This window comes from Vibrio tapetis subsp. quintayensis (assembly GCF_030409945.1).
GTDB lineage: Bacteria > Pseudomonadota > Gammaproteobacteria > Enterobacterales > Vibrionaceae > Vibrio > Vibrio quintayensis.
Genome location: NZ_JAUFQV010000026.1, coordinates 195,838 through 213,018 on the forward strand (window position 1 = coordinate 195,838; position 17,181 = coordinate 213,018).

Sequence of the window (17,181 nt, forward strand, 5' to 3'; positions counted from 1 at the left end):
AGCCTTTTCCGCACCGCCAAGTCCTGCTGTCGCTAAACTACGCTTACAGCACGGAAAAAAGGAGCAGACTTTAGCTCACTTACGCCGTATAAACTGCGCAATGAACAAGGGCTCGAGGCTTACTACGCGTATGAACTTGTGCCTTGGTAACCGTGACCGCTGACGTGTAATACGTCACTTCAGCCTTGAGCACACAAGATAAAACGTGGCTCGCAGGAATTCGTACAACGTCCGCTTTTAACCGCTCAAAAAAACACACTCATAACGATAACTGTTAGGCCAATAAATGCCACAATTATGGCTTCGTTAAACTGCATTGAGTTTGGCTTCAAATGCATTACGCTTCTCAAATTTCATTGCCGCGAGATAGGTGTTCGAGATTCAACGCTCATTCCATCAAATAACTCACACAAAAAAGCGGAGCTCAATTGAGCTCCGCTTTACAACTTAAGGACTGTGTTTATTACGCTTTTACTTTTTCACGCAGTTTTTGAAACACGGCATAGAAACCTGGGGTCATAATCGAGCCCACCGCAAGTACCATCAGCATGCCACCCAGCAGGGCAAGACCGGTGGTGTTTTGCGCTGTCGCACCCGCACCTTGTGCAAAGGCGAGAGGTGAAATACCTAAAATAAATGACCACGACGTCATGTTAACCGCTCTAAAGCGCATTTTACCGCCTTGGATGGCAGCCTCTTCAATCGACAGGCCTTGGCCTTCACGCTTAACTTTCGAGAACTCGATCATCAAGATAGCGTTTTTGGCTGCCAACGATACCAACAGAATCAACCCGATTTGGCCGTAAATCGACAGAGCCTGACCACCCATAAGTAGTGCCGCATAAGTACCGACTGCAGCTGTTGGGGCTACGATGATGATTGCCACAGGCAGCGCCCAAGATTCATACTGTGCCACCAAGAACAGGTAGATGAACACCAATGCTAGCATCATCGCAATCTGTGCTGTACCGCCCGCTTGTTTCTCTTGGTACGCCATGTTGGTCCATTCAAATGTATAGCCCGCCTCGAGCACTTCACCGGCAATGCGCTCCATCGTTTCAATCGCTTGACCCGATGAATATCCTGGTGCGGCATTTAGCTGAATACGCGCCGCTGGTAGCATGTTGTAACTAGTCACTAAATCTGGCTCAAGTGTCGGTGAAATCGTTGCCACCGTCGACAATGGAACCTGCTTACCGCTATTTGATGGCACATGGATACGTAGAACGTCATCAAGATCGTTGCGCTGCTCGCCTTTTGCCTGAACGAACACACGGTAGCTACGACCATTAAGTGCAAAATCATTCACGTAAGAAGATGCAAGGTGCGTGGCCATCGCATCATTGATTGCGCCTAGCGTTACGCCCATTTGACGCGCTTTTTCACGGTCAATGTCTACATGGTAGTGAGGTACGTTAGCACGATACGTTGTCATCGCGCGGGTGATCTCGGGAGTTTGGTTCGCCGCCGCGACCATAGCGTAAGTCATCTTGGCCAGTTCTTGTGCGTTACGACCACCAGTGTCTTGCAGCATGAACTCAAGTGAGTCACCGGCACCTACACCCGGAATCGCGGGCATACCCATGGTAAACGTCATCGCCTTATCGATGCCATGTAACTGACGATTCAAACGCTGTGCAACCGCAGCCTGAGTATGGTCCCCCTCGAGTGCAAGGCGCTCATCCCAGTGCTTTAAGTTGATGAACATGGTCGCCGAGTTCGACGCCACGCTACCAGTTACCGCGTTGAAACCAATCGCACCTGCATAATCTTCGATCGCTGGATCTTCGTTCAAAAGTGCTTCGGCTTTACGGATCAGATCATGCGTACGCTCTTTAGACGCGTTGTCAGGCAAGAACATCGCGAGCGCAAGTACTCCTTTGTCTTCAGCAGGAACAAACGCTGTAGGTAATTTACTGTTCATGACGACCATAGCGCCAATCGCGACAATGAATGTTACGCCCAGCACTAAACTCTTGCGGACCATCAGTGCTACGGCTTTACCGTAAACGTTGGTGGCGCGATCAAACATGCGGTTAAAAGCGATAAACCAATTCGCAGGCTTGCTATTTCGCTTCATTACCATGGCACAAAGTGCTGGAGATAGAGTTAGCGCGTTAATTGCAGATAACACCAACGCGATACAAATCGTGATCGAGAACTGAGCGAACATCAAGCCTGTAATACCTGGCAGTATTGCAACTGGAATAAAGACCGCAAGCATAACCAATGTAGAAGCAACAATCGGTCCGGTTACCTCTTTCATGGCTTGAATGGTCGCCTCTTTGCTCGACCACTGTGGCTGTTCTTCAAGAATGCGCTCAACGTTTTCCACCACGAGGATTGCGTTATCTACCACGATACCAATCGCTAGAATCAATCCAAATAGGGTAACGGTATTAATGCTAAAGCCTCCCACCTGCATAAAGGCAAATGTACCGATTAATGAGACAGGAATCGCCACTACTGGTGCTAACGTCGCACGGACATTGCCCAAGAACAGGTAAGTCACCGCAATAACCAGCAGAACCGCGACAATCAATGTTTCAACGATACTCTTAATTGATGCCTCTACCGCAAGTGTTGTGTCGTAAGGTATGGCATACGACATTCCGGCAGGCAGAATGGATTCAATATCTTTTAGAATGGCTTTAACCGCATCACCCGTTTCTAATGCGTTTGCATCTGGGTTCGCTTGCATCATGACTAGTGCGGCTTCTTGACCATTGTAGTTGGCGTACGCATCGTAGAACTGACTGCCAATTTCGATATCGGCCACATCCGCAAGGTGAATATGGTTACCATTGGCGAATGTTTTGACAATCACTTGCTCAAAATCTTGTGCACTAGTTAAACGTCCTTGTGTGATCAGATTAAACTGAAGTGCAGCATTTTCACGGCTCGGACCTTGACCAATGCGGCCAGCAGGGACAACGGCATTTTGCTCACGAATAGCATTCTTCACTTCCACTGTGCTGACATCTAGTGCCGCCATGCGATCCATATCAAGCCACACACGCATGCCATACGTTGCTCCGATAAGATCGCTGGTCGCTAGCCCTGGAATACGAGCAATACGCTCCATGAAATTGGATTCCACCCACGAGTTGAGCTCAAGCTCTGACATTGACTGGGTTTTTGAGTAAAATGCAACGGCAAGCAAGTCATCAGGGGTCGCTTTGCGAATACGTATACCACGTGCGCGTACTTCGAATGGCAACATGTTTTCCGCAACCGCCACACGGTTTGAAACGTTCACCATCGCCATATCAGGGTCGACGCTGTTATCAAACGTGATATTCAGGAAGTAACGGCCATCGTTAGTGGAACGCGACTGCATGTAAACCATACCATCTACGCCGTTGACTTCTTCTTCGATCGCGTTACCAATCACCTCTTTGACCGTCTCAGCACTCGCCCCCGGTAGAACGGCAATAACACGCACCTGCGGCGGTGTCACACTTGGATATTCGGCAACTGACATGGTTTTGATCGCAATCAGACCGAGCAACGTCAGAAAGATCGAAATGACAAACGCAAATTTTGGTCGATTGATGAAAAATTGACTTAGCATGAACCTACTCCGCTACCACTACTTGAGCACCTTCTCTAATGCGCTGTAGACCACCGATAATGATTGGCTCTTCCATGGCCAAACCTTGTGTAATAAATACATTTTGACCAATGCGATCTGCCACTTCCACATCTCGACGAACCGCAATCCCATCTTCAATAGTCATGACATATTGCGCTTTGTAATCTTGGTGTACCGCAGCATGTGGAATTTTAACCCCAGTTAATGATTGAGTAGGTGCAAGCCCAACACGAACATATTGATTTGCCGTCAACTGCCCCTGTTTATTATTGAAGGTAGCTGCCAGATCAATCGTGCCACTTTGCGGATCAATCTTATTATCAACAAAAGAGAGTACTCCTTCGCTGTCGACAACTTCACCTGCTATTTCAAGTGACACGAGTGTCGAACCTTGATGCGAGAAATCATGCGCGGTGACATCGGTCTGCTTAAGTGAGAAGCTTGCTTCAATCGGGTGAATTTGGATCAAATCTATCAATGGCCCAAAGTTAGGCCCAACCATATCCCCAATAGAGAAAAGGCTCTTACCTAGTTTGCCACTGTAAGGCGATCTTACTTGGGTTTGTTCTAAGTTGTCTTGCTGCATAACTAGGTTGGCTTGCGCCGATTCGACACGGTGTTTCGCTTGAGACAATTCTGCGGCACTGAAATCAAACTGCGATTGAGAAACACCACCTGTTTTCAACATATTTTCATTACGTTGATGGTTCAACTCCGTGAGTGCTAGCGCCGATTTCGCTTCGCTCATAGACGCTCTAGCAGCATCAAGCGCAGCTTGGTATGACGTGGGGTCGATTGTAAATAGAACGTCACCTTGCTCAACCAATGCGCCATCTTCAAAGCACTTCTTAAGTAAGTAACCGGTGGTTTTCGGCGTCAGCTTTGCAGACTCTATTGCTTGTATTCGGCCAACATAGTAATTGGTGGGGCTATGTAAATGCGCTTTTGCGTTTACGACACTAACGTGTGTTACTTGAGCAACATTTTGCTGATTGCGTTCATTTGAACCACCACAACCGGATAGCAAAAAGGCAATCGCTGTGTACAAGGGCACTTTTCTCATAATTTTCTCTTTATTAAACAATTTGATTGAATGGATGTGGTTTAGTCGCTAAATAGCTAATAAGCGGTTTGTTGCTTTTAGCGCTTCATCATCTAGGACGCCAGCGAGGAAATGCAGTTGAAGATTTGCAACCAAAAAATCGATCTGAGCGACCGTTAACTGCTCTCTCGCCGAGTAGAGTTGACGAGTAGAGTCAAGTACATCAACGATGGTTCGTGTACCAATGTCTAACCCTTGTTCAGTCGCTTTCAATGCCGACTCCGCAGAAAGCACCGCCTGTTGATAAGCAGATTGCGCACTTTCAAGCGCCACTAAATCTTTTTCTGCACTGCGTACTTTTCGGGCTACCTGTCGCCAAGTATGTCTTTGAAGTTCAAGAGCCTGTTGGTACTGAATGTTTGCTTGTTCAACTTGGTTGTCTGTCGAGCCACCACGGTATGCAGGGAGGGACATCGCCACACCGGCGAACACCGTGGCATTGTTGTCTAAATCTTGAAACGAACCTTTTGTTTGCTGTGGATCATTGCTACGTGATTGAGTAGCAAACGCATAGCGGTATTCTGCGACTAAGCCAATCGTCGGCATATGTCCTGCTTGCGCTAAGGAAATTTGTTCTCGCGATAACTCGACTAGCTGACGTTGAATCACCATTTTCTGACTCTCTGCCTGCGCGAGCTCTTGCCAGCTGACGTAACCATTGGCTTGTGGGATTGAAACCTTAGGGTGATTGGAGTCTAGCGATGCAACATAGGCATATTCACGACCTGTCAATTCATACAAGTAATCGAGAGCCTTTTCCAATTCGTTGTGAGCAAAGATGACAGCCGTTTCCGCAAGGTCATATTGCGCTCGCGTTTCTTTAACATCATTCTCTGGTACCAGACCATTGCGATAACGGTGCTTCACTTGAATTAGGTGTTCGCCAATAGCTTGCTTGGTTGCGTTGACCTGTTTTTGTTTCTCTTGTGCTTTGAGCGCATTGAAGTAGCCATTTACGACACTCATCTGCATTGTCACTAGAGCATAATCGTAGCTAGCCTTGCTGAGAACATGCTGCTGCTCGGAGAGCGCACTCGCTCTATTGAGTTGATCATTAAAAATATTTTGCCCAACGGTGAGCGATACTTCTCCACCTTGCCCATCCGTTTCGTTCATTGTTGTCCAATCGTTTCGCAACATGCCATATTGAACACCAACATTGACTTGAGGCCGATATTGGCCATCAATGATGCGACTTCCTTTGCGCGCACTATCCACCTCCAATGCCGCGCTTGCTAGCATGGGGTTATTCTCTAGTGAGTCGAGATAGAGTTGCTGCAAATCGACAGTTTGTGCCACCGCGAACGTCCCGCTTAGTGTCAAACTGATGCCAACAGCGCTTAACATTAGTCTATTCATAGTTTTACTCTTAGGTTTACAACGTAATAACAATGATTACCTGTGTTTTAGTAGGCGTGTTTTACAGTCAACAACGGCGTATACGTAGCGGCGCAGGTATAGGAAATGTTCTAGATCAAATTTAGAAGAGTTAGGAACATGAAAGCGTGGTTAAGGTCTGCTTTTTTTGCTATTTAATTTAATACTTATTAATTCAAAGGGGCATAAAATGGTTGGCTTAAAAGCAAAGATAACTTGGTTTAATAAAGACAAAAAATTTGGCTTCGCTGTTCCTGATGCTTTACCGGTTGATGTGCTCATTGAACTATCGGATATGAGCATTCCCCACCTAGATTTGACTATAGGTCAGCGTGTTTATATCGAAGTTGAATCTCAATGTGATGGCGCGTTTCAGGCAACTTCTCTGATCCCATTATGACGTTGATAAAATCTCCAAACTCCGATCTTCGCCCCCTAAGAGGAAGGCCAGCACGTAGCCAGGTTGAGTACTATCAACGTCACGTTGCGAAGCGTTATCAAGAACTGCAGGAACTACGTAAACAGTTCGCTATAGAACTAAAGCAGCGTTATCCAAAACTGAACTCAGCTTCCCTCGCAGATATTGAACAGTTGATCCTTGCTACTGCTGAAGAGTATCGTTTGTGGTCAGCCTTGGATAATCGTCTTCTGTCTATTCAAAGGCACAAAGACCCAATAAAACAGTTCTCTACACAACTACATAAAATAGACGCGCATCTGGTTCAACTACGCCAGACTTATCAGTTAATATTAAGTCAGCGTCATCAGGCAATTTTGCCCAGCGAGGCATACTGGTGTAATGCAAATTCAGAGATCATTAATAAAGAATTGTCACGTATAGGAATGCAATCTACGAACGACCAAACAGTTACTCTCTGTGGTATTACCTTGTGGTTCGAAACACAATGTCTAAAACCCATAAGTCTGAACACCTTGCAACGATACCGATCATTTTTAAGAAAAGCCCTCAACTATATGGTCGATAAACGTATAGGTGTGCTTTTCCCACTAACCAGCGCCAGAAACCCGGGAAGGCCCAAACTTCCTCTACCTATTAAACTTACCCGAGCAGAACAGGCTTTAATCGATGACTATCAAGCGTTATCAAATGAATGTCGTGAGGTGCAGTTGACCCCAATAACACCTCAGCAACTTTGGAGTAAATATCACGATCCAATGAAAACTAAAGTCGGTCGTAAACCACTAAATAAAAATCAGAAAATTCAAAGGGAGCTACATAGATACGAGAGACAACTCTGTGAGTTAGAACAAAACAAGGAAACATTAATCGGAATCGCTAGAGAACGAAAAACGAAACGTGGACGCAGACCATTAACATATGAGCAGTTGAGGCTAAGGCTGCTAGAGAAAATACAAATGCTTACTTCTGTGAGAGAGTAATTCGCCGCAAAATCAATAAACTATGGTGCTAATGTCTACATTCATTTATTTCCCATGAGTATCAGTTTCCAAGTCAATGCAAGAAAATTCACATCTACGACAAAGAACAAAGAACAAAGGAGTAGACAGATGTAAGTTTTACTCTATGTGAAAAAGCTATCGGAAACAGCTAAGCAGTTGGAAGGGGGTACCTTGCAAATTCTCATAGGCTGCTAAAACGACGGAACCTAAAATAATGTGATCTAGATCTTAGGCTAACTAGTTATTTCTAGGACAGTTTTTGGTTTAAAAATGGCTTACCAGAACTATTTTAAGGAAGTGATAAAAGACAGTGTTTTTTGTATGGCTATATAAAACAATGAGTTATCGTCTTAAGTGTTGAAAAAAATCGCTTGTAGTTGGCCTCATCAATCGTGTTATAAAGATCTAAGAATTTATGCGATGAGGGAAAATTATGATCAACATTGCTTTTTTTAGTACTAAATCATACGACGAAGCGGCATTCGAACAAGCCAAAGCCCATCATGAATTTCACTACCACTTTTACGACTTCTTGCTGACAGAGAAAACCGCAAAAATGGCGAAAGGTTGTGACGTCGTGTGTGCGTTCGTCAACGATGACCTTTCTAAACCGGTACTGGAGCAGCTTTCGTATCGAGGTGTCAAAATGATTGCGATGCGTTGTGCAGGGTTTAATAATGTAGATTTGGAAGCGGCTAAGGCGCTCGGTATCTTGGTTGCTCGTGTGCCTTCGTATTCACCTGAAGCCATTGCGGAGCACGCTGTTGGACTAATGATGACGCTTAATCGCCGTTATCATAAGGCGTATCAACGCACTCGAGATGCGAACTTCTCATTAGAGGGGTTGGTTGGGTTCAATTTTCACGGTCGCACGGCTGGCATTATAGGGACGGGTAAAATTGGCGTAGCAACGATACGTATCCTCAAGGGATTGGGAATGGAAGTGTTGTGCTTTGATCCTTACCCAAGCGATGCTGCCAAGAAGCTGGGCGTCACTTATTGTGACTTAGACACGCTTATTCGTCAGTCCGATATTATTTCGCTGCATTGCCCGATGACGCCTGAAAATCATCACCTGTTGGATGAATCCGCGTTTGGTAAAATGAAAGATGGGGTGATGATCATTAATACCAGTAGGGGTGAACTGTTAGATTCAGCTGCCGCGATTGAAGCGCTAAAGCAGGGCCGAATTGGGGCGCTAGGATTGGATGTTTACGAGAGTGAAAAAGAGTTGTTTTTCCAAGACAAATCTAATGATGTGATTGTGGATGATGTATTCCGTCGCCTTTCTGCTTGTCATAATGTGGTGTTTACTGGGCACCAAGCATTTTTGACCGTGGATGCACTGGAAAATATTGCTCAGAGTACATTGTCGAATATCGAGAGCTTTGAGAAACAGAGTCTGAATGGGAATTTCTTGGGTTAGTATTTTAATTTAAACTGTTGAATCACTATATCCAGTGAAATGACGCAGAGTTAGTACGCTAAGCCTGCGTCATTTTTTGCGACGTCCTGTCACATTCATCATCAATCTCCTTTTTGTGAATTTTTCACTGTGCTTTTTAAGTGTTTCATAAAGGTTTTAAAGTGAGGCATGAAGTCAATGAACAGCGGGTGCTTTCTGTTCTTAATCATCAAAGGGCCGAGCAAACGTAAAGCCACCGCCGTTTTTGTTGCTTCTTTGGCTTCCAAACCACTGCCCTCTTTTAAGCGAGAGATTGTCTTAAATAGATCTTCCCTGTCTTCAAAGTCGAACTGAAGAGAGTGATTTTTCTCTGAACCCAATTCGATTTTTTCTATGGTGACACGGTATGTGTTTTCTTTGTTTAGATGGTCAAGCATAAGGTTTTCCTGCGTTCAATCGATGTGTTAATGGATGATTTACGGGGAGCGCATTTGAATGATTAGCTCTTCAGAATGCGTTCAATTTTAGGTTTGATGGTCATAGAGATCGTGATGACCAAAGTTAATCCCAGTGGCAACGCCGCAATAAATCCATTTAGCCAGCCTGAAAAAAATTCAGAGGGTTGTGCAAACCCAATGTTGTTGAATGCGGTTGCAAACGCCATGATGGATTCCATCACTATGGCCATAATCACCCCAGTGATGAGGTTGCGTCGGCGCTCACTAGTATTGGGCATTTGCTTTTCGATAAGAGCCGTGATGATTACCATGAAAATGAAGCCGAATGGCATAACGACGGCCGCTGATAAGAACGAACTTAACCAATCAGTCATGAATGAGTCGGTCATTCCAACGTTCATGTATGTCATAACGCCAGTCAGTGATCCGGCCATTAAACTCATCATACCTGCGACAATAAGAACCTTTTGAATCAAAGGTGCTTTCTTTTCGCTTGGCATTAAGTTTCGATCGACGGTTTGTGTGGTCATTGTGTTTCCTTAACTGCTCATTGATATTTAGTTGATAATATCAATCATATTGTCAATTGATTGATGTTGTCAACTATATTGTCAAGAAATCTATTACCTCAATTCATAGGTACCGATAAATATGGGAGATTTAGGCGAATGAATTAGTGGGGGTAAGGCGAATATAAGCAGGTGGAGTGCCGCGATAGCGATGTTTTTGTAAAATCAGGTTAGCATAACTAATGCAATGAACGATCGTTAGATGTTCGATAAGGAGCCAGTGAATAATCCGGCTCCTTGAAAAGGAGGAAGTAATTAAGGGCGAGAGTTTAGTACGCTATCAATATCTTCTGCAGAGTGACGCTCTGGCACTTGCTCCCATTCTTCACCCCAACCGCGATTCACTATGCGGCCACGCTGAACAGCTTCACGAGATTCAATCAACTTAGCCCAACGAACTACGTTGGTGTAAGACTCGACCTGCAAAAACTCGCCAGCCTCATACAAGTTGCCTAGCACTAAATTGCCGTACCATGGCCAGATAGCCATATCTGCGATTGAATACTCTTCACCCGCGATGAACGTATTGTCAGCAAGTTGCTTGTCTAGAACATCCAGTTGACGTTTTGCTTCCATAGCAAAACGGTTAATTGGGTATTCATATTTTTCGTCCGCATACGCGTAGAAATGACCAAAGCCTCCTCCTAAGAAAGGTGCTGAACCTTGTGCCCAGAACAGCCAATTGAATGTTTGGCTTCGCTCTGCGCCTTCTTTTGGTAAGAAGTGACCGAATTTTTCTGCTAAATGCACCAATATTGATGCAGATTCAAAGACGTTAACCGCTTCGTCGCCGGTTTTATCAACCAAAGCGGGGATTTTCGAGTTAGGGTTCACACCAACAAATCCGGATGAAAACTGATCGGACTCGCCAATATTGACCAAGTAGGCGTCGTACTCCGCTTCTTTAATGCCAAGAGCTAACAGCTCCTCAAGCAATATCGTCACTTTTTGGCCGTTTGGGGTTGCAAGAGAATAAAGCTGCAGCGCGTGCTGGCCTTGCGGTAGGTCTCTTTCATATCTTGCGCCAGATTCAGGGCTGTTGATGTTCGCCCATTTGTTACCACCACTAGCTTCGTTAACCCAAACTTTCGGTGGAGTGTATTCGTTAGCCATTGTTATTCCTTTTTATTAGTGGAAGTGCCTATACCAACCTTAGTTGGTAATACTTATATCGGGGCATTTTCTGAGTTTAAAACCGATGGGAGCGAAAAGAGTAATAACTATTAGTTATGGGTAGGAGTAAGGCGGTATAACGAAGCCAGGAATCACGACTGCGCAGCTGTGTTTAGCTTTAAAGAAAAAACGAATAAACAGTACGTATTAATAAAGGGCATCCTACGAGATGCCCTTACAACACGAAAACCTAAAATTACAGGTTAGCTTTGCAAAATCTTCAATGGCAAGCCAAGCATGTCGTCGCCAGTACCCGCCAAATACCAGATGATTCCGATTAAACAAGCGACCGTCGCGATATACCAACATGCCGAAAAGATCTGTCCTGAACGATCCAAGGGCAGTAGATGGCTATGGTGGCGTGTACGCCATTCCACCACGATTTCGATACTACCAATGAGCAACATAAAACCAAGTAGCGTCAGGTTCAATGAATAGCTTAAAAACACACCAAATGCCGCGCCAGCAATACACAGTGATAAACCAACAACAGAGTTCATCGAAAAGCTGATGCTTTTAAGTATGTGGCCGCCATCAAGTGGCAAGATGGGCAACAAATTAAACAAGTTCAATAACGCATTAAATGCAGCAAGGCCTGCAAAGAAATCTGATCCCGTGACCCAATATGCGAGCAAAGATGCAACAGACATCAGTAGGCCAAAAGTAGGGCCCATGATTGAAATTACGACATCTTGCCAGCGTGTATTAATCCGCTCGTCACTTAGTGCTAAGCCACCCATAAATGGGATCAAATAAATGCCTTTGGTCTTCATGCCAAAATATTGCATCGCACGAATGTGGCCGTATTCGTGAAACACTAAACAGGCGATTAACGCGAGCGCAAATTGAAACGAAAAAAGCCAAGAATAGGCGGCGACACTGGCCCCCATTAACACCACTTTAATGACTTTGGCGCTTTTTAGTAGTTTGAACCCGAGTGAAGCCAAGCCAATAATGCTGAGTTTGTTTTGCTTTTCAATCGGCGTGACAGGCGTTTGTTGTTCGATGTCTTTGGTATTTCGACTGCCGTCGACAATGGCTTCATCATTAACAAAAAGCTGGTAGCTTATCGCAAAGGGCTGCCAAGTTAGGTCTGTAACCAAGCGCACGTTAATGGTTTGAGTTTGCTGAGCTATGTCGGCGTCACTTAACGTATTGGCATCTAGATTCCCGGAGGTATGTGTCGGTTGTGTGCTCAGAGAAAATTGATGTTCTTTGATGCCTTCATAATCGCTTGAAGCATGAATGACGGAAACCACTTGGTTGTCCCAAAAGAGTTGTTGCCAACCCGCCATAGATCCTTCAAGGCGCAGTGGCTTGCCTAAGCAGTCGATATTTAGTAATTCCAATGTATTTTCACTCTATTTGATAACAAAGCAGCCGATGACCTCATGCCGCGAGTCGTGTGCGCTATTCTAGCGTGCAGATTACCTGTGTACTAGTCAGTTAGAGGTATTGATACTATAGATATGAAAGCGTTTATCCGAACATGATGAAAATGTAGAGTGCTTTGGCGGTTAATAGGGATAAACTGTACGTTAGCATTTAGCATTTAGCATTTAGCATTATATTGAAATTGGAGCAATTTTAAGGATAGCAATGAACAACTATTTCGAGAGCCCGTTTAAAGGGGTATCCATCGCCGAGCAAATCACCAATTCGAACATCGTCGTGGGTAAACACAGCTATTACTCCGGGTATTATCATAACCACAGTTTTGATGATTGTGCGCGATACCTTATCTCTGACAGAGACGATGTGGATAAGCTGATCATTGGCAGTTATTGCTCTGTTGGTTCAGGCGCGGTATTTATGATGGCAGGCAATCAAGGCCACCAAAATAAATGGGTGAGCACTTTTCCATTTTTCTACCAAGATAACGAAAACTTTATCGGTGCTAAAGATGGTTTCCAGCGTGCTGGCGATACTGTGATAGGGAATGATGTTTGGATTGGCAGCGAAGCCATGATCATGAGTGGGGTGACAGTAGGGGATGGGGCAATCATCGCAAGCCGAGCTGTCGTTACTAAAGATGTGGCGCCTTATTCTGTTGTCGGTTCAAACCCAGCAAAACACATTCGTTTTCGATTTTCTGAGCAAGAAATTGCACAGCTTCTGGAAATGCAGTGGTGGCAATGGAGCGACGAGCAATTGAAAGGGGCGATGGCGTTAATGTGCTCGTCGGATATTGCTGGTTTGTATGCGTATTGGCGTGCTGATAAAGCGCTTTAGCTTAGAATTCTTGATTCATCGTAGCTAAGCAGTTTAAAAGTATGTCACTTTGCTCTAGGGGAATGCTTGCAGTGAGCTCTTTAACTAGGTTCAGGTGTAACTGGTTATGATGACGGTGAATTTTCTCGCCCTCAGAGGTGAGAGTCACCACAATAGCTCGACGGTCTTCAGGGTGAGGAAGACGTTCAATAAGCTCTGCCTTAACCAGTTTTTCTATTTGAACGGTGAGCGTTCCGGTGGTAATACTGAGTTTTTGTGCCAGTTCTTTCATTCTTAGGGCACCGTGATTACCAAGTACTTCAATGGTATGTACTTGCGCTAGCGAATACCCCGTTTCTTTTACAACGGACTGTTCCCAAGACGACATTTTGTCGTAGAACTCAGTTAAAGCTTGATTCAGTTTCTCTATGTGTTGCATGCATCGACCACGGCAAGATTTAGATAATAGAATCGATACTACCAAACTTCTTTTATGTTAGTTAGTTTCTGTTGTGCATTCTACTGAATCTCAGTTATGTGAACGTTTCATTTTGTTTTGATACTTGGTTTAGCTCCAAAGTGAGGTGATGAATGGAATCGAAGCGAGCCAAGATGTCTTTGAAATCTTGAACGGTTTTATCACTATCAGATTCAAGAATGATGGCGGCTGAATAGTGGTGGCTGCTCACTTTCCAAATATGTAAGTCTTTGATTTTTGCCCATGGGGAGAGTGCATCGATGATCTTCTGCTTATGTGTATGAGTACTGCTCTCATCCAACAGGATAGGACTGGTTTGTTTCATCAAGCCTATTGTCCATTTAGCAATCACAATCGCACCCACAATACCCATAACGGCATCTAACCAGTTCCATCCCAAGTACTTACCAAACAGTAATGCAACGATGGCGAGTAAAGACGTTAGCGTATCAGCGAATACGTGTAAATATGCAGCGCGTAAGTTGTGGTCGTGGTGTCCGTGGCTATGTTCATCGTTCGTGTGCTCAAGGCTTGTATGTTCATGGCACTGGTGATCATGATGGTGAGAGTGGTCATGATGATCATGCAGAAGGTACATGCTCACTACGTTTACAATTAACCCTATAATAGCGACCATAATGGCTTCATTAAACTGTATATCTTGAGGGTGAAAGAGTCGATTGACAGACTCTATGACCATCATTAGTGCGACGATCCCCAATGCAATAGCACTGGTGTATCCCCCTAAAACGCTGACTTTTCCTGCGCCAAATGAGAATTTACCACTATTTTCGTGTTTTTTAGCGTAACGATAAGCAAATAATGTAATGCAAAATGCGGCGGCATGAGTGCCCATATGCCAGCCGTCTGCGAGCAGAGCCATTGAACCATATACCGTGCCCGCTACGATTTCTGCCACCATTGCTGTGACGGTCAATATGAGTACATAGACGGTACGTTGCTCACCTTTTTGATTATGAGCGCTAAAGTTGTGACTGTGTTCAGAGGAGAATTGCAAAAGGCGACCCATTTAGTTTGATTGTCAAAGTGTTTGATTGTTAATTTAGTTTGATAATCAAAGTTTGTCAATGAACAGGTGCCATCAGTGACAAGAACAGCGACTAGATAGGGGCAGTAACGTTAAAGGTTACTGAGAACCATGATGTTCAGGTGGGATATAAATGGACATATAGTGGGTGAGAGATTTCGTTTCACTGATGTCAAAGCTCTCATCGAGCACTTCTAATTTCTCGATCCGATCTAGGCGAAAATTACGGTAACTCTCTCGCAGTTCACACCACGCGATGAGGGTCCAGACTTTGCCCCAAAATACCTGACCTAACGGATGCAGCACTCTTTGGCTTGAATCACCGTGTTCTGCGACATAAGCGATGCGCACTTTGAGCTGGCTATCCGTAGCGTGGCGTAACATCTGACCGCGCTTGGCCGCCTGAGTTTGAATATGAAAATTAGGCACCAGGATGGGAAAGCTTTCTACCTGACTCTTACGTTTATCTGGCAATACAGAGAGTATTTTGGTGGAAGCAGAGCGGCTGGCATCGGCCAATTCAGCATCAGACCAAGCTCGAACCATTCGCATGCCAAGTTCAAGTGCGACCATTTCTTTTTCGGTAAACATAAGCGGTGGCAGGTGAGAGCCGGCTTGTAAGATATAACCAATTCCAGCCTCCCCTTGAATGGGAACACCGGAGTTGATAAGCGACTGAATGTCTCGATAAATGGTTCGCTCGCTAACCTGCATTCGGTTAGCCAGTTCGACAGCCGTTACAGCGTAGCGCTTTGAGCGCAGCAAAGTGAGCAATTCAAATAAACGTTCCGATTTACTCATGTTTCCCTCTTTGCTGGCTTAGAAGCTGTATTACGAAGTTAAGCTTGGCATTCACCGCTCATTTTAATGAACTGGTGCTGCATCGATAGGCTATCTTGGCTGATCAGCGCAACCAATGGTTGGCAGTCAGCAGATTGCATAAATTGTTCACCTGCGGATTTTGCGTCGTCTAGGTTGCGCCAATAAACAACATCGGTCCAAGATTGAGTTTCAGGATTATGACTGACTGAACGATATAAGAAACCTGGAAGACTCGCAATGAACTTATGGCTTTGCTCTGATGCTGCGATCATATCTTGTTCTGACACATTTTCATTGGCTTTATACGATACGATTTCGATAACTTGTTGCATGGTATGTCCTTATTAGTGTTGTTGAGGTCGAGTTAAGGATACCTAAGTGGATTGTCAGAACCTGTCAGGAGTGATGCACTCCAAATATTGGTTGGAAGATTGGTGTAGAAAATGTGTGGATGAGAGAGCTTTGATGGATGTATTTATCACGAGTCTCGCGTTTCGGTTATTTGGTTCTCGTTGAATGCGAGGTTATTATCTATAGTAGTTTAAATATTATTTAATGAATTTCCTATGGTTACCTCATAGGTTGTGGGTAAAACAGAGATGAATGGAATGAACAATGGTTAAGCCTGAGTTGTTAAAGTGCTTTATTGCGGCGGCTGATACGGGGTCTTTCAGTGCGGCCGGACGTAAGATTGGCAAACACCTAGCGACAGTGAGTGGCAATATTGCACGTTTAGAAGATGAACTTGGTGTCTTGCTTTTCGATCGTGACGGAAAATACCCGCAATTAACTGATGCTGGTTTGAACCTTTATGATAGTGCGAAAGTCATTGTTGATAGCGTAGAACGTTTTACTTTGAGTGCCACACAGTTATCTGCGGGCATTCCTGCGACATTTACCATCGCCATCGATGAAGATTTAAATCTGTTAAGATTTGCGAGCATACTAAAAACTTGTCAACAAAAATGGCCGCATTTGCGTATTTCCGTGATGATAGATAAGGCCACACAAATTTTTGAAGGAGTGCGTCAGCAAGAGATTGATTTCGCTGTCGTACCGAGTTTAGAGGGCAATAGTCAATTTTATGAATTTAAAGCGGTCGGACATAGTGCGGTATATATTATCTGTGCAAAACAACATGCTTTAGCTAAAAAGCGAGTGGTGAGTAATGATGATTTGATGTCTCATACACAAATTATCAGTAGTGGGGTGGAAGAAAACAAAACCTTGTATCAAGTCACTCAAATGTCTCCGTCGGTATGGTTTGCTAATGGCCATCAGGCGATTCTTCAGCTTGTTGCCGCAGGGATTGGTTGGGCATTTATTAACGCTGAAAAAGCCCAATTACCTAGTGACACTTATGTATTGGCCCCAGAATTTGCCGAAACACATATGCAGATCCAATATGATGTAATTTGGCCTAAGAACCAGCCAATGACAGACGTTCATGTCTTTTTTCTTGAGCAGATAAAGACATTATTTTTATCTCATAAGTAGAGAGACAGAGTCTAGTATTCCAAG

16 protein-coding genes are annotated in these 17,181 nt (G+C 44.5%); 5 read left to right on the plus strand and 11 right to left on the minus strand.

The features are described 5' to 3' along the window. Positions 1–463: 463 nt before the first annotated feature. From QWZ04_RS11500 to QWZ04_RS11510, 3 genes are read right to left on the minus strand one after another with little or no spacing between them, the layout of a single operon-like run. Positions 464–3,574, minus strand: a complete 3,111-nt coding sequence (locus QWZ04_RS11500) for an efflux RND transporter permease subunit (protein ID WP_290328092.1) — start codon at positions 3,572–3,574, stop codon at positions 464–466. 4 nt (positions 3,575–3,578) lie between these two features. Beyond that, positions 3,579–4,658, minus strand: coding sequence for an efflux RND transporter periplasmic adaptor subunit (locus QWZ04_RS11505; RefSeq protein ID WP_290328094.1), 1,080 nt, complete (start codon positions 4,656–4,658; stop codon positions 3,579–3,581). Positions 4,659–4,706: 48 nt separating this feature from the next. Further along, positions 4,707–6,056 carry a TolC family outer membrane protein gene (locus QWZ04_RS11510; protein ID WP_290328096.1) on the minus strand — a complete coding sequence of 450 codons (1,350 nt, stop codon included), beginning with the start codon at positions 6,054–6,056 and terminating at the stop codon, positions 4,707–4,709. Positions 6,057–6,264: 208 nt separating this feature from the next. On the opposite strand from QWZ04_RS11510, the gene QWZ04_RS11515 reads away from it, so the two are divergent. The 3 genes from QWZ04_RS11515 to QWZ04_RS11525 all read left to right on the plus strand — a co-directional run bounded on the left by QWZ04_RS11515 (position 6,265) and on the right by QWZ04_RS11525 (position 8,922). Next, the gene (locus tag QWZ04_RS11515; RefSeq protein WP_290328098.1) at positions 6,265–6,474 is read left to right on the plus strand and encodes a cold-shock protein; all 210 of its coding nucleotides are present in this window, start codon (positions 6,265–6,267) and stop codon (positions 6,472–6,474) included. After that, complete coding sequence (locus tag QWZ04_RS11520) at positions 6,471–7,475, plus strand: hypothetical protein (RefSeq protein ID WP_290328100.1); 1,005 nt, start codon at positions 6,471–6,473, stop codon at positions 7,473–7,475. Before QWZ04_RS11515 ends, QWZ04_RS11520 begins: the two co-directional genes overlap by 4 nt. A gap of 454 nt (positions 7,476–7,929) precedes the next feature. Then, on the plus strand, positions 7,930–8,922 hold the full coding sequence (locus QWZ04_RS11525; protein ID WP_290328103.1) for a 2-hydroxyacid dehydrogenase: 993 nt from the start codon (positions 7,930–7,932) through the stop codon (positions 8,920–8,922). Between the two features lie 101 nt (positions 8,923–9,023). On the opposite strand, the gene QWZ04_RS11530 is transcribed toward QWZ04_RS11525, so the two are convergent. From QWZ04_RS11530 to QWZ04_RS11545, 4 genes are all read right to left on the minus strand, one after another. Continuing rightward, a complete protein-coding gene (locus QWZ04_RS11530) occupies positions 9,024–9,338 on the minus strand; it encodes a DUF3861 domain-containing protein (protein ID WP_290328105.1) in 315 nt (104 codons plus the stop codon). A 62-nt stretch (positions 9,339–9,400) separates the two neighbouring features. Beyond that, complete coding sequence (locus QWZ04_RS11535) at positions 9,401–9,889, minus strand: DUF2798 domain-containing protein (protein WP_290328106.1); 489 nt, start codon at positions 9,887–9,889, stop codon at positions 9,401–9,403. A gap of 294 nt (positions 9,890–10,183) precedes the next feature. After that, positions 10,184–11,041 carry a glutathione-dependent disulfide-bond oxidoreductase gene (yghU, locus tag QWZ04_RS11540; RefSeq protein WP_290328109.1) on the minus strand — a complete coding sequence of 286 codons (858 nt, stop codon included), beginning with the start codon at positions 11,039–11,041 and terminating at the stop codon, positions 10,184–10,186. A 263-nt stretch (positions 11,042–11,304) separates the two neighbouring features. Next, positions 11,305–12,450: a site-2 protease family protein gene (locus QWZ04_RS11545; RefSeq protein WP_290328111.1), complete on the minus strand. Its 1,146-nt coding sequence runs from the start codon at positions 12,448–12,450 to the stop codon at positions 11,305–11,307. Between the two features lie 250 nt (positions 12,451–12,700). Between QWZ04_RS11545 and catB the strand changes: the two genes are divergently transcribed. Further along, the gene (gene catB, locus QWZ04_RS11550) at positions 12,701–13,333 is read left to right on the plus strand and encodes a type B chloramphenicol O-acetyltransferase (RefSeq protein ID WP_290328113.1); all 633 of its coding nucleotides are present in this window, start codon (positions 12,701–12,703) and stop codon (positions 13,331–13,333) included. A 1-nt stretch (position 13,334) separates the two neighbouring features. On the opposite strand, the gene QWZ04_RS11555 is transcribed toward catB, so the two are convergent. The 4 genes from QWZ04_RS11555 to QWZ04_RS11570 form a co-directional block, all read right to left on the minus strand. Continuing rightward, positions 13,335–13,751 (minus strand): MarR family winged helix-turn-helix transcriptional regulator, encoded by a 417-nt coding sequence (locus QWZ04_RS11555; protein WP_290328115.1) that lies wholly within the window; start codon positions 13,749–13,751, stop codon positions 13,335–13,337. 94 nt (positions 13,752–13,845) lie between these two features. Further along, the gene (gene dmeF, locus QWZ04_RS11560; RefSeq protein WP_290328117.1) at positions 13,846–14,808 is read right to left on the minus strand and encodes a CDF family Co(II)/Ni(II) efflux transporter DmeF; all 963 of its coding nucleotides are present in this window, start codon (positions 14,806–14,808) and stop codon (positions 13,846–13,848) included. A 129-nt stretch (positions 14,809–14,937) separates the two neighbouring features. Further along, complete coding sequence (locus QWZ04_RS11565; RefSeq protein ID WP_290328119.1) at positions 14,938–15,639, minus strand: helix-turn-helix transcriptional regulator; 702 nt, start codon at positions 15,637–15,639, stop codon at positions 14,938–14,940. Positions 15,640–15,677: 38 nt separating this feature from the next. After that, entirely contained in the window at positions 15,678–15,992 is a 315-nt protein-coding gene (locus QWZ04_RS11570; RefSeq protein ID WP_290328120.1) for a hypothetical protein, read from the minus strand. Between the two features lie 283 nt (positions 15,993–16,275). Here QWZ04_RS11570 and QWZ04_RS11575 point away from each other — a divergent pair, with 283 nt between their 5' ends. After that, positions 16,276–17,157, plus strand: a complete 882-nt coding sequence (locus QWZ04_RS11575) for a LysR family transcriptional regulator (protein ID WP_290328122.1) — start codon at positions 16,276–16,278, stop codon at positions 17,155–17,157. Positions 17,158–17,181: the final 24 nt, after the last annotated feature.